Source organism: Arthrobacter sp. AOP36-F1-5, assembly GCF_058137995.1.
In genome coordinates, this window is record NZ_CM176892.1 from 1,327,485 (window position 1) to 1,343,090 (window position 15,606).

Annotated in this window: 15 protein-coding genes; 6 read left to right on the forward strand and 9 right to left on the reverse strand. The window is 64.8% G+C overall.

What is annotated here, in order from left to right:
- Positions 1 to 10: 10 nt before the first annotated feature.
- Positions 11 to 886: a type I methionyl aminopeptidase gene (gene map, locus AC3ZI9_RS06090; RefSeq protein ID WP_444554420.1), complete on the reverse strand. Its 876-nt coding sequence runs from the start codon at positions 884 to 886 to the stop codon at positions 11 to 13.
- 97 nt (positions 887 to 983) lie between these two features.
- Here map and AC3ZI9_RS06095 point away from each other — a divergent pair, with 97 nt between their 5' ends.
- A complete protein-coding gene (locus tag AC3ZI9_RS06095; RefSeq protein WP_444554421.1) occupies positions 984 to 1,169 on the forward strand; it encodes an SPOR domain-containing protein in 186 nt (61 codons plus the stop codon).
- Here the strand turns inward: AC3ZI9_RS06095 and panB are convergent, their stop codons facing one another.
- Positions 1,170 to 2,024, reverse strand: a complete 855-nt coding sequence (gene panB, locus AC3ZI9_RS06100) for a 3-methyl-2-oxobutanoate hydroxymethyltransferase (protein WP_444554422.1) — start codon at positions 2,022 to 2,024, stop codon at positions 1,170 to 1,172.
- A gap of 127 nt (positions 2,025 to 2,151) precedes the next feature.
- Between panB and glnA (AC3ZI9_RS06105) the strand changes: the two genes are divergently transcribed.
- The 4 genes from glnA (AC3ZI9_RS06105) to AC3ZI9_RS06120 all read left to right on the forward strand — a co-directional run bounded on the left by glnA (AC3ZI9_RS06105) (position 2,152) and on the right by AC3ZI9_RS06120 (position 9,507).
- Positions 2,152 to 3,492: a type I glutamate--ammonia ligase gene (glnA, locus tag AC3ZI9_RS06105; RefSeq protein ID WP_444554423.1), complete on the forward strand. Its 1,341-nt coding sequence runs from the start codon at positions 2,152 to 2,154 to the stop codon at positions 3,490 to 3,492.
- Positions 3,493 to 3,501: 9 nt separating this feature from the next.
- A complete protein-coding gene (locus AC3ZI9_RS06110; protein ID WP_444554424.1) occupies positions 3,502 to 6,699 on the forward strand; it encodes a bifunctional [glutamine synthetase] adenylyltransferase/[glutamine synthetase]-adenylyl-L-tyrosine phosphorylase in 3,198 nt (1,065 codons plus the stop codon).
- Positions 6,700 to 6,800: 101 nt separating this feature from the next.
- The gene (locus AC3ZI9_RS06115) at positions 6,801 to 7,130 is read left to right on the forward strand and encodes a cupin domain-containing protein (protein WP_444554425.1); all 330 of its coding nucleotides are present in this window, start codon (positions 6,801 to 6,803) and stop codon (positions 7,128 to 7,130) included.
- Between the two features lie 232 nt (positions 7,131 to 7,362).
- Positions 7,363 to 9,507, forward strand: a complete 2,145-nt coding sequence (locus AC3ZI9_RS06120) for an HNH endonuclease signature motif containing protein (RefSeq protein ID WP_489923956.1) — start codon at positions 7,363 to 7,365, stop codon at positions 9,505 to 9,507.
- 26 nt (positions 9,508 to 9,533) lie between these two features.
- On the opposite strand, the gene AC3ZI9_RS06125 is transcribed toward AC3ZI9_RS06120, so the two are convergent.
- Positions 9,534 to 9,761 (reverse strand): hypothetical protein, encoded by a 228-nt coding sequence (locus AC3ZI9_RS06125; RefSeq protein WP_444555747.1) that lies wholly within the window; start codon positions 9,759 to 9,761, stop codon positions 9,534 to 9,536.
- A 261-nt stretch (positions 9,762 to 10,022) separates the two neighbouring features.
- Positions 10,023 to 11,447 (reverse strand): type I glutamate--ammonia ligase, encoded by a 1,425-nt coding sequence (glnA, locus tag AC3ZI9_RS06130; protein ID WP_444555748.1) that lies wholly within the window; start codon positions 11,445 to 11,447, stop codon positions 10,023 to 10,025.
- Positions 11,448 to 11,713: 266 nt separating this feature from the next.
- Here glnA (AC3ZI9_RS06130) and AC3ZI9_RS06135 point away from each other — a divergent pair, with 266 nt between their 5' ends.
- Positions 11,714 to 12,148, forward strand: coding sequence for an RDD family protein (locus tag AC3ZI9_RS06135; protein WP_444555749.1), 435 nt, complete (start codon positions 11,714 to 11,716; stop codon positions 12,146 to 12,148).
- A gap of 94 nt (positions 12,149 to 12,242) precedes the next feature.
- Here the strand turns inward: AC3ZI9_RS06135 and AC3ZI9_RS06140 are convergent, their stop codons facing one another.
- From AC3ZI9_RS06140 to lipB, 5 genes are all read right to left on the reverse strand, one after another.
- Complete coding sequence (locus AC3ZI9_RS06140; RefSeq protein ID WP_489923957.1) at positions 12,243 to 12,401, reverse strand: hypothetical protein; 159 nt, start codon at positions 12,399 to 12,401, stop codon at positions 12,243 to 12,245.
- Positions 12,402 to 12,405: 4 nt separating this feature from the next.
- Complete coding sequence (locus tag AC3ZI9_RS06145) at positions 12,406 to 12,753, reverse strand: hypothetical protein (protein WP_489923958.1); 348 nt, start codon at positions 12,751 to 12,753, stop codon at positions 12,406 to 12,408.
- Positions 12,754 to 13,070: 317 nt separating this feature from the next.
- Entirely contained in the window at positions 13,071 to 13,832 is a 762-nt protein-coding gene (locus tag AC3ZI9_RS06150) for a DUF4191 domain-containing protein (RefSeq protein WP_444555697.1), read from the reverse strand.
- Positions 13,833 to 13,860: 28 nt separating this feature from the next.
- Complete coding sequence (lipA, locus tag AC3ZI9_RS06155; protein ID WP_444555696.1) at positions 13,861 to 14,868, reverse strand: lipoyl synthase; 1,008 nt, start codon at positions 14,866 to 14,868, stop codon at positions 13,861 to 13,863.
- On the reverse strand, positions 14,865 to 15,548 hold the full coding sequence (lipB, locus tag AC3ZI9_RS06160; RefSeq protein ID WP_444555695.1) for a lipoyl(octanoyl) transferase LipB: 684 nt from the start codon (positions 15,546 to 15,548) through the stop codon (positions 14,865 to 14,867). Before lipB ends, lipA begins: the two co-directional genes overlap by 4 nt.
- Positions 15,549 to 15,606: the final 58 nt, after the last annotated feature.

Sequence of the window (15,606 nt, forward strand, 5' to 3'; positions counted from 1 at the left end):
GAGGGCCGGGTCAGGCCACGGTCAGGATTTCGGCGCCCTGGTCGGTGACCAGGAGGGTGTGCTCGAACTGGGCGGTGCGTTTGCGGTCGCGCGTCACGGCCGTCCAGCCGTCGTCCCACATGTCCCAGTCGACCTTCCCGAGCGTGAGCATCGGTTCGATGGTGAAGACCATCCCGGATTCGATGAGTCGTGAGTAGGCAGGCGCTGCGTCGTAGTGCGGGATGATCAGACCGGTGTGGAAGGCCTCGCCGACGCCGTGGCCGGTGAAATCGCGGACGACGCCGTAGCCGAAGCGCTTCGCGTAGGCGGAAATCGTCCGGCCGATGACATTGATCTCGCGTCCTGGCATGACGGCCTTGATCGCCCGACGCAGGGACTCCTCGGTCCGTTCGACCAGCAGACGGGAATCCTCGTCGACGTCCCCGGCCAGGAAGGTGGCGTTCGTGTCGCCATGGACGCCGTTGATGTAGGCGGTGATGTCGATGTTCACGATGTCCCCGTCCTGCACCACGGTGGTGTCGGGGATGCCGTGGCAGATGACTTCGTTGATCGAGGAGCACAGGGACTTGCTGAAGCCGCGGTAGCCCAACGTGGAGGGGTAGGCCCCGTGGCTGATCAGGTAGTCGTGGCCGACCCGGTCCAGCTCGTCGGTGGTGACGCCGGGGACGACGGCCTGCCCGACCAGTTGCAGGGCCTCCGCCGCGATCTTCGAGGCGTGGCGGATCCGTTCAACGGTCTCGGGGGACTTCACCTCGGAACCCTCGAATTTCGCCGGGGCCGGCTTGCCGACATATTCGGGACGGGTGATCGAGGCCGGAACATGACGCTGCGGCGTCGGGGTTCCGGGGACGAGGTTTCCAAGGGGGGCTGTGGACGTACGTGGCATGTTCTTGATCCTATCGCCATCTTCGCCGCCCGGAGTATGGTGGGCTCCCCAGCTGAGCCCGACCCTGCGTCGGGGAACCGAAAGAAAGAGGTACGGCATGAGCGATGGCAGTGGAACCCCGGGCGGCAACTTCTGGTTCAACGTCAACACCAAGCAGGTCGAATCAGGCCCGCAGTCGGACTGGTCGCAACTCCTGGGCCCGTACGACACCCGCGAGGAGGCCCAGGGCGCGCTGTCCCAGGTGGCCCGGAACAACGAGGCCTGGGACGACGACGAGGACTAGCTAGAAGCCGTGTTCCTCGGCGGGGAAGGTCCCCTCGACGACGTCCCGGTGGTAGGCGGCGGCCGCATCGCCCATGACCTGGCGCAGATCGGCATATTTCTTCACGAAGCGCGGCAGCTTGCCCGGGTTCAGGCCCAGCATGTCCTGCCAGACCAGGACCTGGCCGGTGGTCCCGGCCCCGGCCCCGATGCCGATCGTGGGCACCGACACGGCCGCGTCGACGGTCGCTGCGACGTCGGCGGGGACCATCTCCATCAGGACGCAGAACGCCCCGGCTTCCTGGAGTGCGGTGGCATCGTCGATGAGCTGCTGGGCGGCATCACCGCGCCCCTGGACCTTATAGCCGCCGAGGGCGTGTTCGGCCTGCGGGGTGAACCCGATATGGGCCATGACCGGGATGCCGGCGTCGACCACCGCACGGACGTGTTCGGCCCGGCGGGCGGTGCCCTCCATCTTCACTGCATGGATGCCCGTTTCCTTCATCAGCCGGACCGACGATTCGACGGCGAGCTGCGGGGAGGCCTCGAAGCTGCCGAAGGGTAGATCGCAGACGACCAGGCTGCGCCGGGCCCCGGCGGTCACGGAGCGGGCGAAGACGGTCATCTCGTCCAAGGTGATGGGCAGGGTGGTCGAATAGCCCATGACGTTGTTCGCCGCGGAGTCACCCACGAGCAGCACCTCGATGCCCGACTCGTCGAAGATCGATGCGGCGTACTGGTCGTAGGCGGTCAGCATGGCGAAGCGGCGGCCTTCGGCCTTGGCGCGGGCCAGGTGGCCGATGCGGACCCTGCCGCCGGCCGGGGGCGGGGTAGTGGACTGACCGGAGTCGTAGGGGGAGGGTTGTTCGTGCGACATGTCCATCACGATACGTCACCGGTGGGCCGGGACACTGGGACGTACACGGATTCCGAGTAGTGTTGAGCGCGGTGGAACGGCCCGGAACCACCGCAGCATTCGCCGGATCAGACGAGGAGCGACGCATATGGACCGCCAGCAGGAATTGGTGCTCAGGACCATTGAGGAGCGCGACGTGCGCTTCGTACGCATGTGGTTCACCGACGTGGTCGGATCGCTGAAGTCGGTGGCGTTGGCCCCGGCCGAGGTGGAGGGCGCGTTCGAGGAGGGACTGGGGTTCGACGGTTCTTCCATCGAGGGCCTGTCGCGGATCTACGAATCAGACATGCTCGCCCAGCCGGATCCCTCGACGTTCCAGATCCTGCCCTGGCGCGGGGAGATCGAACCGACCTCACGCATGTTTTGCGACATCCTGACCCCGGAAGGTGAACCATCCCCGGCGGATCCCCGGCATGTGCTCAAACGCCAGTTGGCGGCCGCGGCGGACCAGGGGTTCACCTGCTACACCCACCCCGAGGTGGAGTTCTACCTGCTGAAGTCCGATGACCTGGGCGACAACGGTGAACCGATCCCCGTGGACTACGGCGGCTACTTCGATCACGTGACCGGTGGCGTCGGGCAGGATTTCCGTCGTCGTGCGGTGACCATGCTCGAGGCGGTGGGCATCTCCGTGGAGTTCAGCCACCACGAGACCGGTCCCGGCCAGAACGAGATCGATCTGCGCTATGCCGATGCGTTGCAGACCGCCGATAACATCATGACGTTCCGGACCGTCATCAAGGAGGTGGCGCTGCAGCAGGGGATCTACGCGACGTTCATGCCCAAACCCTTCTCCCGCCACCCCGGTTCCGGGATGCACACCCACTTTTCGCTGTTCGAAGGTGATTCGAACGCGTTCTTCGAAGCAGGGCAGGAATACCAGCTCTCGCAGACGGCCCGGCAGTTCATCGCCGGGATCCTTCACCATGCCCCCGAGTTCACCGCCATCACCAACCAGTTCGTGAACTCCTATAAGCGCCTCTGGGGCGGCGGAGAGGCACCGAGCCACCTGTCCTGGGGCCATAACAACCGCTCGGCCCTGGTCCGGGTGCCGTTGTACAAGCCGAATAAGGGCCAGTCGGCGCGGGTGGAATACCGGGGCATCGACTCCGCCGCCAACCCGTATCTGGCCTATGCCGTCATCCTCGGCGCCGGGCTGAAGGGCATCGAAGAGGGCTACGAACTCGCTCCTGCGACCGACGACGACGTCTGGGGCCTCAGCGCCGCCGAACGCCGGGCGATGGGCCATGCCCCGCTGCCGGGATCGTTGCACGATGCCATCCGCAGCATGGAGGACTCCGAACTGGTCGCGGGCATCCTGGGTGAGCAGGTCTTCGACTCGTTCCTGCGCAATAAGCAGGATGAATGGAACGAGTACCGCCAATACGTCAGCCCCTTCGAGACCTCCCGCTACCTCGGCATCCTCTAGGCGGATTCCGTGAGCCTGACGCGACAGCTGATTTCCGCCGGGTTCGAAGACGTCGAGCGGGCCAAGCGGTTCCTCGGGGACGAGATCCTCGCGGGAGCCGATGAAGCCGCGCTCTTGGCCGGTCTGCGGGCGGCCGCGGATCCGGACCAGGCCCTGTTGCTGGTCCTGCGTCTGGCCGAGCGGGCCCCGGGGATCCTGGACCGGCTCCACGACGTCGACGCCGCGATCCCGGTATTGCGCCTGTTGGGGGCGTCGGAGGCCCTCGGGGATTTCCTGGTCAGGCATCCGGAACAACTCCGAATCTTCGCCCAAGAGGAGGGGCCCGGCGACGAGGCCCCCGACCCCGGGGCCTTCGCCGGGGCATCCGACGATGACACCCGCCCGGAGGCCCCCGGGCTGGATCCCTCCAGCGGGCCGGACGTCTCCGACGGGGACGAGGAATCCGGCACCCCCACGGAGAACTCCGATACCGCCGTCGTTGCCGGGGCGCCCGAGGGGTGGCGTCAGGTGCCGTACCGCACGTTGCGCCAGCGCATGCTGCGCGCGGTGGGAGCCGATCCCGACGACGAGCTGCCGGTGGCCACCCACGAGGGCAAGGACGGCTATGCCCTCCTGCGCGTGGCCTATCGGGCGGGACTGGCCCAACTGGCGTTGCGTGATGTCGGGGCCGAAGACCCTTCGGCCGTCATGCCGGCCGTGGCCGCCGAACTCGCCGACCTGGCAGGGGCCGCCGTCGACGGGGCCCTGGCCATCGCCCGGCTCGAAGCCGCCGAACGGTTCGCCGCCGACGCGGTGGCCGCCGTGCATCTGGCCGTCATCGGGATGGGCAAATGCGGGGCCTGGGAGCTGAACTACATTTCCGATGTGGACGTCATCTACGTCCACGAGGCGGAGGACCTGGACGACGACCGTGCGGCCGAGATCGCCGCGACCCTGGCCATCGGGATCTCCCGGGCCATCAACTCCCCGGGCCCCGAGCCGTCGCTCTGGGAGGTCGATGCGAATCTACGGCCCGAAGGCAAGGACGGTGCCCTGTCCAGGACGTTGTCCTCGCATGTGGCCTACTACGACCGGTGGGCCAAGAGCTGGGAGTTCCAGGCCCTGTTGAAGGCGCGGTGCATCGCCGGAGACATCGAACTGGGGCGTCGCTACGAGGAAGCCGTCGCACCGATGATCTGGAACTGCTCGGAACGCGACGGATTCGTGGAATCGGTCCAGGGGATGCGCAAACGCGTGTTGGAGAACATCTCCCCCGATGAACGTTCCCGTCAGCTCAAGTTGGGCCCGGGGGGATTGCGCGATGTCGAATTCACCGTCCAGCTCCTGCAACTGGTGCACGGCCGGGTCGACGAGACCCTCCGGGTGAGGGATACGACGTCGGCCATCACCGCCTTGAGCGTGGGCGGGTACATCGGGCGCGCCGATGCGGCCGACTTCGACCAGGCCTACCGCTATCTGAGGGTGCTGGAGCACCGGCTCCAGTTGGTCAACATGCGTCGGACCCACCTCATGCCGGTCAAGGAGGAGGCACTGCGTGTCCTGTTCCGGGCCTCCGGGGGGAAAGCGGTCAGCGGTCGCAAACCCGCCGACGAACTGACCCGCCAATGGCAGAACACGAAGCGCTCGGTCCGGCGTCTGCACGAGTCGATCTTCTACCGGCCGCTGTTGGCCTCGGCGTCGAACCTGTCCACCGACGAGGTCAGGCTTTCGCCCACGGCCGCCCAGGCCCGGTTGGCTGCATTGGGGTATCTCGACCCGAAGGGGGCCATGCGCCATATCGAGGCGCTCACCACCGGGGTGCGTCGTCGTGCCGCCTTGCAGCGCCAGCTGCTGCCGGTCCTGCTCGAATGGTTGGCCGAGGGGGTGGACCCCGACGCGGGCCTGCTGGGCTTCCGTCGCTTGAGTGAGGCGTTGGGGGAGTCGCACTGGTACCTGGGCATGCTGCGCGATTCGAAGGCGGCCGCCGAACGGCTCTGCCATGTCTTGTCGGGTTCGCGTTTCATCACCGACCTGCTGGAGGTGTCCCCCGAATCGGCATCCTGGCTGGGGGACGACCGGGAATTGCGGCCACTGAGCTTCGACCAGTTGTGGCAGGAGAACAAATCCAAGCTCAAACGGCATGGCAACCCGGAATCGGCCATGCGCCTGGTGCGTCTGAACCGTCGGCGTGAGCTGTTGCGGATCGCCTTGGCCGATTCGGCGAACCTGCTGAGCATCGACGAGATCGGTTGGGCCCTGTCCGATGTGGACCGGGCAGCGGTCCTGGCCGCTTTGCGGGTGGCCGAAAGCCACGAGTTCGAGACCACCCGGCGGATGACCGACCTGCTGGTGGTGGCCATGGGCCGTCAGGGCGGCCGGGAGATCGGTTACGGGTCCGACGCCGATGTCATCTATGTCCACCGGCCGTTGGAGGGGGCAGATCCGCAGGAGGCGCAGCAGCAGGCACTGCGGGTCTTCGCCCATGTGGGAAAACTGCTCACCCAACCGCTGAAACCTGCGGTGCTCGCCGAACCCAAGCTGGTGGTCGACGCGGGTCTGCGCCCGGAGGGGAAGAACGGTCCACTGGCCCGGTCGCTGGAGTCCTTCCGCGGCTACTACGACCGCTGGGCCCTGGTATGGGAGCGTCAGGCGCTCCTGCGGGCCCGGCCGATGGCTGGTTCCGACAGCCTGGCCGCGGAATTCATGACCCTGGTCGACGGCGTCCGGTACGGCCGGGGCGCCACCCCGGACGAGGTGCGTGAGATTCGCAGGGTCAAGGCCCGGGTGGAAGCCGAACGGCTGCCGCGTGGCGCGGATTCGACCCGACACGTGAAGTTGGGACGTGGCGGCCTGAGCGACGTCGAGTGGCTCGTTCAACTCCTCCAGCTCGAACATGCCAAGGATCATCCCGAACTACGGACCACCTCCACCCGTGAGGCACTGGCCGCGTTGGCCGAGCTGGAGTTGTTGCCCCCGGGCGACGTCGAACTGCTGGATCGGGCGTGGTTGCTGGCCACCCAGATTCGGGGGGCCTCGGTGGCCTGTACCGGTCGTGCCTCGGATGTCCTCCCCCGGTCATGGCGGGACATGGAAGCCGTCGCTCGGTGGTGCGGTTATCCCGCGGGGAATGCCTCGGAACTGGAAAACGACTACCGGCGGGTCACGCGCAGGGCCCGCAGCGTCTTCGAACGCCACTTCTACGGTTTCGAGGAAAACGGCCACGACTGACGTGGCCCCCCCGTCACGCGGGGTGACAATGGAAGGTAGGGGACCATGGTGGAGGCACCAATGCCGCCGGGTCCGGCTCCGGAACAACGAAAGTGGGAATCATGCATGTGAGCAAGGCCGATCTCGACGAACTCGTCGCGCTGCACCTGGAGAAGGCAAAGACCGCCCCGCATGGTCGCAGCGCCACGGCGGTGTTGAAAGACGGGAAGCTACGCCAGACATTGCTGGCGCTGGATGCCGGTTCCGAAATGGCTGACCACAGCAAGCCCGAATCGGCCACCCTGCTGGTCCTGCAGGGGACGGTCACGGTTCGTTGGGCCGAGGGCGAGCAGATCATCAACCACGGTGGGCTGTATGTGATCCCCGACGTCGTCCACAACGTCCTGGCTTCGGAGCCGTCAGCTTTCCTGCTGACCACGATCGCCGGCTAGCACGAGTCCGGCTCCTCGCCCCGGGCCGACGCGTGCCTCGGGTTATGGAGGGTCGGCTGTGGGGTAGGCCGCCGCTTCGGCTTCGGTTCAGTGGGCGCGGCGCGGTGTTTTCCCCGCGCCGACGGCCCACCGTTGGGCTCTCTTTCCCCTCACCGGCCCGCTTCCGGGTCGTGTTCTGCACACCCCGGTGGCTGCCGTCCAACCTGTCGGTGGCAACTGGCACAGTGGGGTCATGGACGCGATCAACGAAGCAGTGTCGGTCAACGGGTGGCAACTCACCCGTCAGAGCGCCACGGCCGTTGACGGGTCCACCCGGTTCAAGGCCGCGGAAGCATTGGCCCGTTTCGCTGAAGCCGAGAAGTTCCGTGCCGCGGCCATGCTCCACGACGAGGCCCAAGAAGCGATAGATCCCCGTCTGGAAGCACTACAAAACCGGCCCGGGATGCGGATCTCGCTCCGGACCGGACGCATCGTGTCTTCCGCGGCCACCGATAGTGCCGCGATGGAAATCGCCCTGATCGCCGGGTTGTCCCCGGGCCAGGGACATCGGGTGTTGGATCAGGCCGAGACCCTGGTGATGGATACCCCCGAAGTCCTGGAGTCGTTGGCGTTGGGGCGTATCGGGGCCAGCCATGTCCAACGGATCCTGGAACATACCCACCACATCACCGCCGAACCACCGGCCTTGCCGGCCCGGGATGCGGACGAGGCCCGCAAGGAGGAGTTCGAACGCGACGTCGCCGCCGCAGCGGCCCGGGCCCGGGCCGATCGGCGGGACTTCGGGGCCGATATGTTGGCCATCGCTGCGGGGAAGTCGCCTACGCAATTGCGGGCCCGGGGCCGGCAGGTCCTGGAGAAGTATTACGGGTTTTCCTTCACCAAACGCTCCCGGACCGAGTTGCGGGACCGCCGGATCGAGCTGGAACAGGCCCGTGACGGGATGACGTGGTTCTCGGGGTATCTACCCACGGCTAGTTGCCAGGCGATCTTCGCGAAGGTCGATGCCATGGCCCGGCTGCTGAAGACCGCCCCCGAAACGGCGGCCGCGGTCAGCCAGGCAGCAGCCCACGCCGCCGGGAACACCGGCCCCGGTCATGACATTGAGGAAGTGGCCCCGGGCCGTGTTGGGGAGCTACTTGGCCAGGGTGCTGCTGATCCGGCGCCGGGGGCCGGGGCCGGTGATGATGCCGGACAGTTTCGTACCTTGGATCAGTTGCGGGCCGATGTCTTCACCGACATGATGCTCAACGGTCCCCGGGGCCAGGGGTTGGAGACGGTGGACGCGCAGGTCTTCGTGACGATTCCGGCGACCATGCTTCCCGGAACCGAGGGCGGGCCCACCGGGATCGATCAGACCCCGGTGAACGGAACCACCCCGAACCCCGACACGTTCCCCACCCCCGGGACAGGGGGCGAAGCAGACGTTGGACAAGGTGTTCCTACCGGGACCCCCAGCGCGGGTCCTGGCCCGGGTGGATCGGAAGGCTCGGCTGTGGTGGATGGGCCGGCTGGGGTGGATGCCCCGGGTGCCCTGGCGGTGGCCGAGCTCAAGCCCGGGGCCCCGGTGCCCACGATGCTTGGTGGGGGCCCGATAGATCAGTACTCAGCGGCCCGGTTGATGGTCGCGGCGAAGACCTGGTGGCGGGTGATCACCGATCCCTTGACCGGGGCGGTGGTGAAGTTCGGCCAGAACAGGTATCGGCCTACCGCGGCCCAGCGGGCGATCCTGCAATTCAGGGACGGGTCCTGCACCACCCCGGGATGCACCGGGCCCGGTAGGACCTGCGAGATCGACCACACGAGGGAGTGGCAACACGGTGGAGGGACGGATATCGCGAACCTGCGCTTGGGGTGCAAGCGGTGTCACCGGTTGAAGTCGCTGGGGTTGCTCGAGGTCGAACAACGCGCCGGGGGCACGATCCTGGTCACGAGTCTGTTCGGAACCAGGCGGGTTGGCTACCCGGCAGCTCCCTGGGCCTTGGCGGATCCCTGGCAGAGCTCCCGAACCACCGGTGGGGTGGCGGCGCCGCCTGCGGATCCTGAAGCGGTGATCCCCACGGTCTCACCGCCAGCGGTCATCGCGCCGAAGGCCTTCACGATCGAGTCGAGCAAGATCGAGTACGAGTACGAGAAGTATCAGGACCTGCAGATCTGTTTATGGGGTCGGGTCCAAGACGTGCCGGATCCTTCCTCCCCGTGTCCCGAACGGGGCCGTTACGCGATGACCACCCACGCCCACGCGGCCAGGAAGCGGCGTTTGAAGCGTAATGCCGGTGCTTACGGGCCACCGGCGATCCATCGGCCCGATGACCGGGACAACCCGCTACGCCCCAAACCCCAAACACCGGAAAAGCCCCCGGAAGAACCACCCTTCTGAGTCGATATCCGGGAGCTATCCAGCTTCTAGGCCTCGAGCTTGTGCCAGCCCTCTGCTGCGGTATAGATGGCAACGATTCGACCTTCACCAGGTCCGCTGTTCCCGGATCCGTCTTCCATGAGCCGGGCGAATTCGACTTTATCTTTGGTTAGTGCGTCGGTCGTTGTCTCGAGTGCTTCATCAAGGTCGTTTCCGAAGACATCCGTGCGTGAGTCGACACTGCCGCGAGACAGTCTTTCCAAGTGATAGGCCATAGAGCGATTCTATGCACGGCCCCAGCTCCTGACCAGCGCTTTTACTGATGCGCTGGGTGGATGTAGCCGGGGGAGTCCCGGGAAAACGCCCATCATGGTGCAGGGGGAGCAGGGTACTTGGAGCGTGGCTGAACGATGGCAAGCGGCCACCACAGGCGGGGATCCAGACAATAGAGAGTCCGCACGTGCGGCCGTCACCGAAGTGTCGCTCGCTCGTGCGGACTCTCTACGGACTAGATGAGGTTTAGCTTTGCGGTCTGACTAGCAGCCGTAGTAGAGCTCGAACTCATAGGGGTTCGGGCGCAGTGACAGCGGCTTGATCTCGGTTTCGCGTTTGAGGTCGATCCAGGTCCGGATCAGATCCTCGGTGAACACATCACCGGCGAGCAGGAAGTCGAAATCGTCCTCCAAAGCCGACAGGGCTTCCTCAAGCGACCCTGGTGCCACCTGGATGTCCTTGGCTTCCTCGGCTGGAAGTTCGTAGAGGTCCTTGTCGATCGGATCGGCCGGTTCAATGCGGTTGCGGATGCCATCGAGGCCTGCCATGAGCTGAGCGGCGAAAGCAAGGTACGGGTTGCCCGAGGCATCTGGCGCGCGGAACTCGATGCGCTTGGCCTTCGGGTTCGACCCCGTGATCGGGATGCGGATACCGGCGGAGCGGTTGCCCTGCGAATACACCATGTTCACCGGGGCTTCGAAGCCCTTGACCAGCCGCTTATAGGAGTTCACGGTCGGGTTGGTGAAGGCAAGGACGGAGGAGGCGTGCTTGAGTAGTCCGCCGATGTACCAGCGGGCGGTGTCCGACAGGCCGGCGTAGCCCTTCTCGTCGTAGAACAACGGGACACCATCGGTCCACAACGACTGGTGGCAGTGCATGCCTGAACCGTTGTCACCGAAGACCGGCTTCGGCATGAACGTCGCGGACTTGCCCCAGGCATCGGCCAGGTTCTTGACGATGTACTTGAACTTCAGGATGTCATCGGCAGAGTGCGTCAGCGTATTGAACTTGTAGTTGATCTCGGCCTGGCCTGCGGCGCCGACCTCATGGTGCGACCGTTCGACTTCAAGGCCCGCCGCTTCGAGTTCCAGGCAGATGGCGTCACGCAAGTCGGCCTGCTTATCGGTGGGAGCCACCGGGAAGTAGCCTCCCTTGAACGGCGTTTTATAGGCCTGGTTGCCGCCCTCTTCCTTCTTGCCGGTGTTCCACGGAGCTTCGACTGAATCAATCTTGTAGAAGGAACCTTGCGGCTTCGACTCCCACTGCATGTTGTCGAAGATGAAGAATTCCGCTTCCGGAGCGAAGAAGGCAGTATCGGCAATACCCGTGGACTCCAGGTATGCCTCAGCACGCTCGGCTACGCCACGCGGGTCGCGGTGGTACGGTTCGCCGGTACGGGGGCTGACGATCGAGAAGTTGAAAGCCAGGGTCTTTTCCAGACGGAAGGGATCGACGAAGCCGGAGGTGACGTCCGGAATCAACTGCATGTCAGAGTCCGCGATTCCCTGGAAGCCCTTGATCGACGAAGCGTCGAAAAGCTGTCCGTCGACAAAGAAGTCTGCGTCAACCGTTTTGGCCGGGACGTTGAAGTGCTGCTGCACCCCCGGGAGGTCCGTGAACCGGATGTCGACGAATTTAACGTCCTCGTCGGCAATGTACTTGAGGACTTCGTCAGGGTTTTTGAACATCTGCTACTGCTCCTATGAGGTTTGCTCAGGCCAGGGAAGCACGCGGCCTTTGCACGTGTCGGCCCCTCGCTGTATCCCTACTCTAACGAATATTGGTTCCCCGATCGTGACACATTCGCTTCTCGGGCGTTATAGAGTGCCCAGCGGACCGATCCCAGCGATTTCGGGAGTAGTTTTTCGCTCCCGCCCGGCCTCGCGTTCCGGGCTTATCAGCGTGGACGGGACGATGTCGCCGCACTCTGGAAAGCCCGCGATAGACTGGTGGGGTGGAACGTAAAGATGTCAGCTCATGGCTCGAAGGCCCGCCTCAGCTCAATTCCGAAGCCTGGCCGGGCCAGCGCCTTGGACGGCCCGAAAGCGGGCCGGGATCTGTGGCTCGCATTGGCCGGCGCGTCGGTGCCTTGTGCATCGACTGGGCCTTGGCCATGATCCCGTCGTTCATTTTCTTCCACGGCAGTTCCTACGCCAATTTGGCGCTGTTCGCCGCCATGCAGATCGTCTTCGTCGGAGTGACCGGCCACTCCATCGGCCACCGCACCCTCGGTATGCAGGTGCAGGGCATGGACGGCTCGCCCGTGCGACCGCTCCAGGGCCTCATCCGCGGTGTCCTGGTCTGTCTGGTCGTCCCCCCACTGGTCACCGACCCGGATCAGCGCGGCCTCCACGACCGGGCCATCAAGACAATCCTCGTACGGACCTGACGTCCTAGACGAAAGTCGGGATATTGCGCTAGGTACCCGGAAGCACCCGGTTTCACTCAGCCCTTGCCATCGCCCGGGACTGTCAGGGTGAGCGCTACCGGGGTTTCTGGACGGACACATCCCGGACCTGGGCACTCGGCATGGGCTCCACATTGATCCATCCGTCATCGTCCCGTCCCACCAGATGGTGCCTCGCTGCTCCGGGACCCAGCCAGGCGTTGCCGTTGGGTGGCTGATGGATCGTTGATCCCATCCAGCTAGTCTTCGCGGCGGATCACGTTCCTGGGCTCGCCGTCGGGTCCGTATTCCTGGTTTTCCGGCCATTCTTCAGGGGGAACGCCCAGCCGCCCGTGGAGACTGCCACCGGGTTTCAGCGCCTGGGACAACAAATCGTCGCCGCGACGAATTTCCTTGATGTCATCTTTGATCCATTGGGGCAGTAGAAAGCGTGGAAGCCAGAACAAGCTCAAGATGCCGAGCAAGAGGCTCGGGAACCACACAAAAACCACAACCACGGCACCCAACGGGTTGCCGGCATCCATATCCCGATGTGTAGGCCGCCACGTCCCGGCCACCCCGGAAAAAACGACTTCAATTGCAGCCATGCCAGATACTTTCCCCGATAGGCAAAGTAGCCCGAGACCACCAGCAGTGCCCCCAAGGAAGCCATGATCAGATACAGGGGCGGTCTTTCCCTGATGTCCTTTCCACCGAACCCTGGACGGGGTAGATGGGGCGTCCCCGGCCTCGTGCACAGCCTTGTTACTAGCCGAACACCGGGTGCCGGCCGTCGGGGATCGCTCCTTTGGCGTCGCCGCCATCGGCAACGAGATGGGTGGGTACCGCTGGCGTGCGGTCCCACCTCAAATGAAGAGTGCCGGTTCCCTCGTGGAGGAAACCGGCACTTTTGCGTAGTCGTTCTTTAGCGCCCGCGCATTGAACGGCGATCAGGGCGGGCCTTATTGGGGTCGATGCCCTTGGGAATGGGAAGTTTCGCGCTGCCCAACGTGGACAGACGCATGTCCACGGCATGGACTTCCTGCTTATTGAGCGTCTTGGGGAACTTCTTCATCTTCTTGGACACATCGCCCAAACCGGTCTGTCCATCGTTCGAACCCGCGTTGATGACGTGGATCGGCACGTTCGGCAGGACACGGTTCATTCGCTTGCGCTCGGCATCCACCAGCGGGCGAACCCGGTGGGTCGGCCCTTCGGTGACCAGCACGACCCCACAGCGACCGATGCCGCGGAAGACGAGGTCCTGGGTCTTGGGACTGACCGCCACGGGTTGTTCCGTGAGGATCCAGCCACGCTTCAAGACGGACATGGATGCGCCGGCGGCACCCGGACGGCCTTCAAGCTGCTTGAAGGCGGCCTTCTCGGCACGACGGGAGAGGATGAGTAATGCTGCCAGCAAGCCCAGCGGAATGGAGACGAGCAGTGTGGTGATCCAGTTGTTGATCACCAGTCCGATGACCAGGCCAACGGCGATGATGCCGAAGAATGCCAGGACCATCCACCACACGGCGTTGGGGTCATTACGCCGGGTCATCTGGAAGACCTGGCCGAGCTGCTTCAGCCGACCTGGTTCCTTGGCGGCCTTCTCGGCCTTGGGCTTGCGGGAGAACAACGAACGCTTGGGCTTGGCGCCGTCGTCTGCGGGGGAGTTAGAAGTTCTGGCCATAGTGGTCCAATTCTACGTGATCGGCGAGCTACTGTTGGGCAGCGAGGAGAGTGGCTGCCTCTTGCTTGGTCGTTCCGGAGCTCTCGATATGGGCCATGTCCTCGGGAATGGGCAGACCCTTCTTGCGCATGGCGCCCGCCCAGAGGCGTCCGGCGCGGTAGGACGAGCGCACCAGCGGTCCGGCCATGACGCCCAGATAGCCGATTTCCTCCGCGAGCTTCTGTAGTTCGACGAATTCCTGGGGCTTTACCCAACGGTCCACGGGGGCGTGCCGTTCGGACGGGCGGAGGTACTGGTTGATGGTCAGCAGATCGCAGCCGGCTTCGTGCAGGTCCTTCATGGCATCGACGACTTCTTCGGGGTTTTCGCCCATGCCGAGAATGAAGTTCGACTTGGTGATCATCCCGTTGTCGTGCCCCCGGCGGATGACGTCCAGCGAGCGCTCGTAGCGGAAAGCAGGACGGATCGATTTGAACAGCCGCGGGACGGTTTCGACGTTATGGGCATATACCTCCGGGGCCGACGCGCAGATCTCGTCCAGGTATTCCTTCTTGCCGGAGAAGTCGGGGATCAACAGTTCGACGCCGGTGCCCGGGTTGAACTGGTGGATCCGGCGGACGGTTTCGGCGTAGAGCCAGGTTCCCTCGTCCTCGAGGTCGTCGCGGGCCACCCCGGTCACGGTCGCGTAGCGCAGACCCATCTGCTTCACGGACTGGGCGACCTTGAAGGGTTCGGAACGGTCCAGGGCGGCCGGCTTTCCGGTGTCGATCTGGCAGAAGTCGCAGCGACGGGTGCACTCGGAGCCGCCGATGAGGAAGGTCGCTTCGCGGTCCTCCCAGCATTCGAAGATGTTCGGGCAGCCGGCCTCTTCGCAGACCGTGTTCAGGCCCTTGTCCTTGACGAGCTTCTTCATCTCGACATATTCAGGGCCGATTTCAACCTTGGCTTTGATCCACTCGGGCTTACGTTCCACGGGGGTTGCCGAGTTGCGCTGTTCAATGCGCAGCATGCGGCGTCCTTCGGGGGCGAGGCTCACAGTAGGGCTCCTTCATCGGCGATGGGGGTGTTCGTTTTGATGGCTGGTTCGAGTAGGCGGGTCAGTTCGTCCTGGACCCGGTCGAGCACGTCCAGGGTGCGGACTGTTCGGCCGCATTCTTCGGTGATGCTTGTCGTGGAGGCATCGGTGATGCCACAGGGGATGATCCGCGAGAATGCGTCGTCGTCGTTATCGCAGTTCAGCGCGAAACCATGCATGGTCACTCCATGGTCCACACGGATGCCGATGGCGGCGATCTTCCGGTCCTGGGCGCCGTCGGTGCCCAGGACCCAGACTCCGGCCCGGCCATCGACCCGCTGTGCGGTGATGCCGAAGTCGGCGACGACGTTGATCAGCATCTCCTCGAGCCGGTGGACGTAGTCGCGGATGCCGGAGTGGTTGGCCAGTTCGACGATGGGGTAGCCCACGAGCTGCCCGGGGCCATGCCAGGTGATCTTGCCCCCGCGGTCCACGGAGATGACGGGGGTTCCATCAACCGGCAGATCCTGGGGTTCGGTGCGTTTGCCGGCCGTATAGACGGCGGCATGCTCGAGTAGGAGGACTTCTGGCCCATGCATCCGGGCAGCCACTTCATCGTGGATCCGGCGTTGCAGGTCCCAGGCCTCCTGGTAATCAACGTAGTCCGGGGCGAAGCCCAGCCGCTGGAAGGAGATGGTCATGCGCCATACGCTACTCGCCGTCGGTGGCAGGTTCGAATTGGGGTCGAATCCGTTGCTG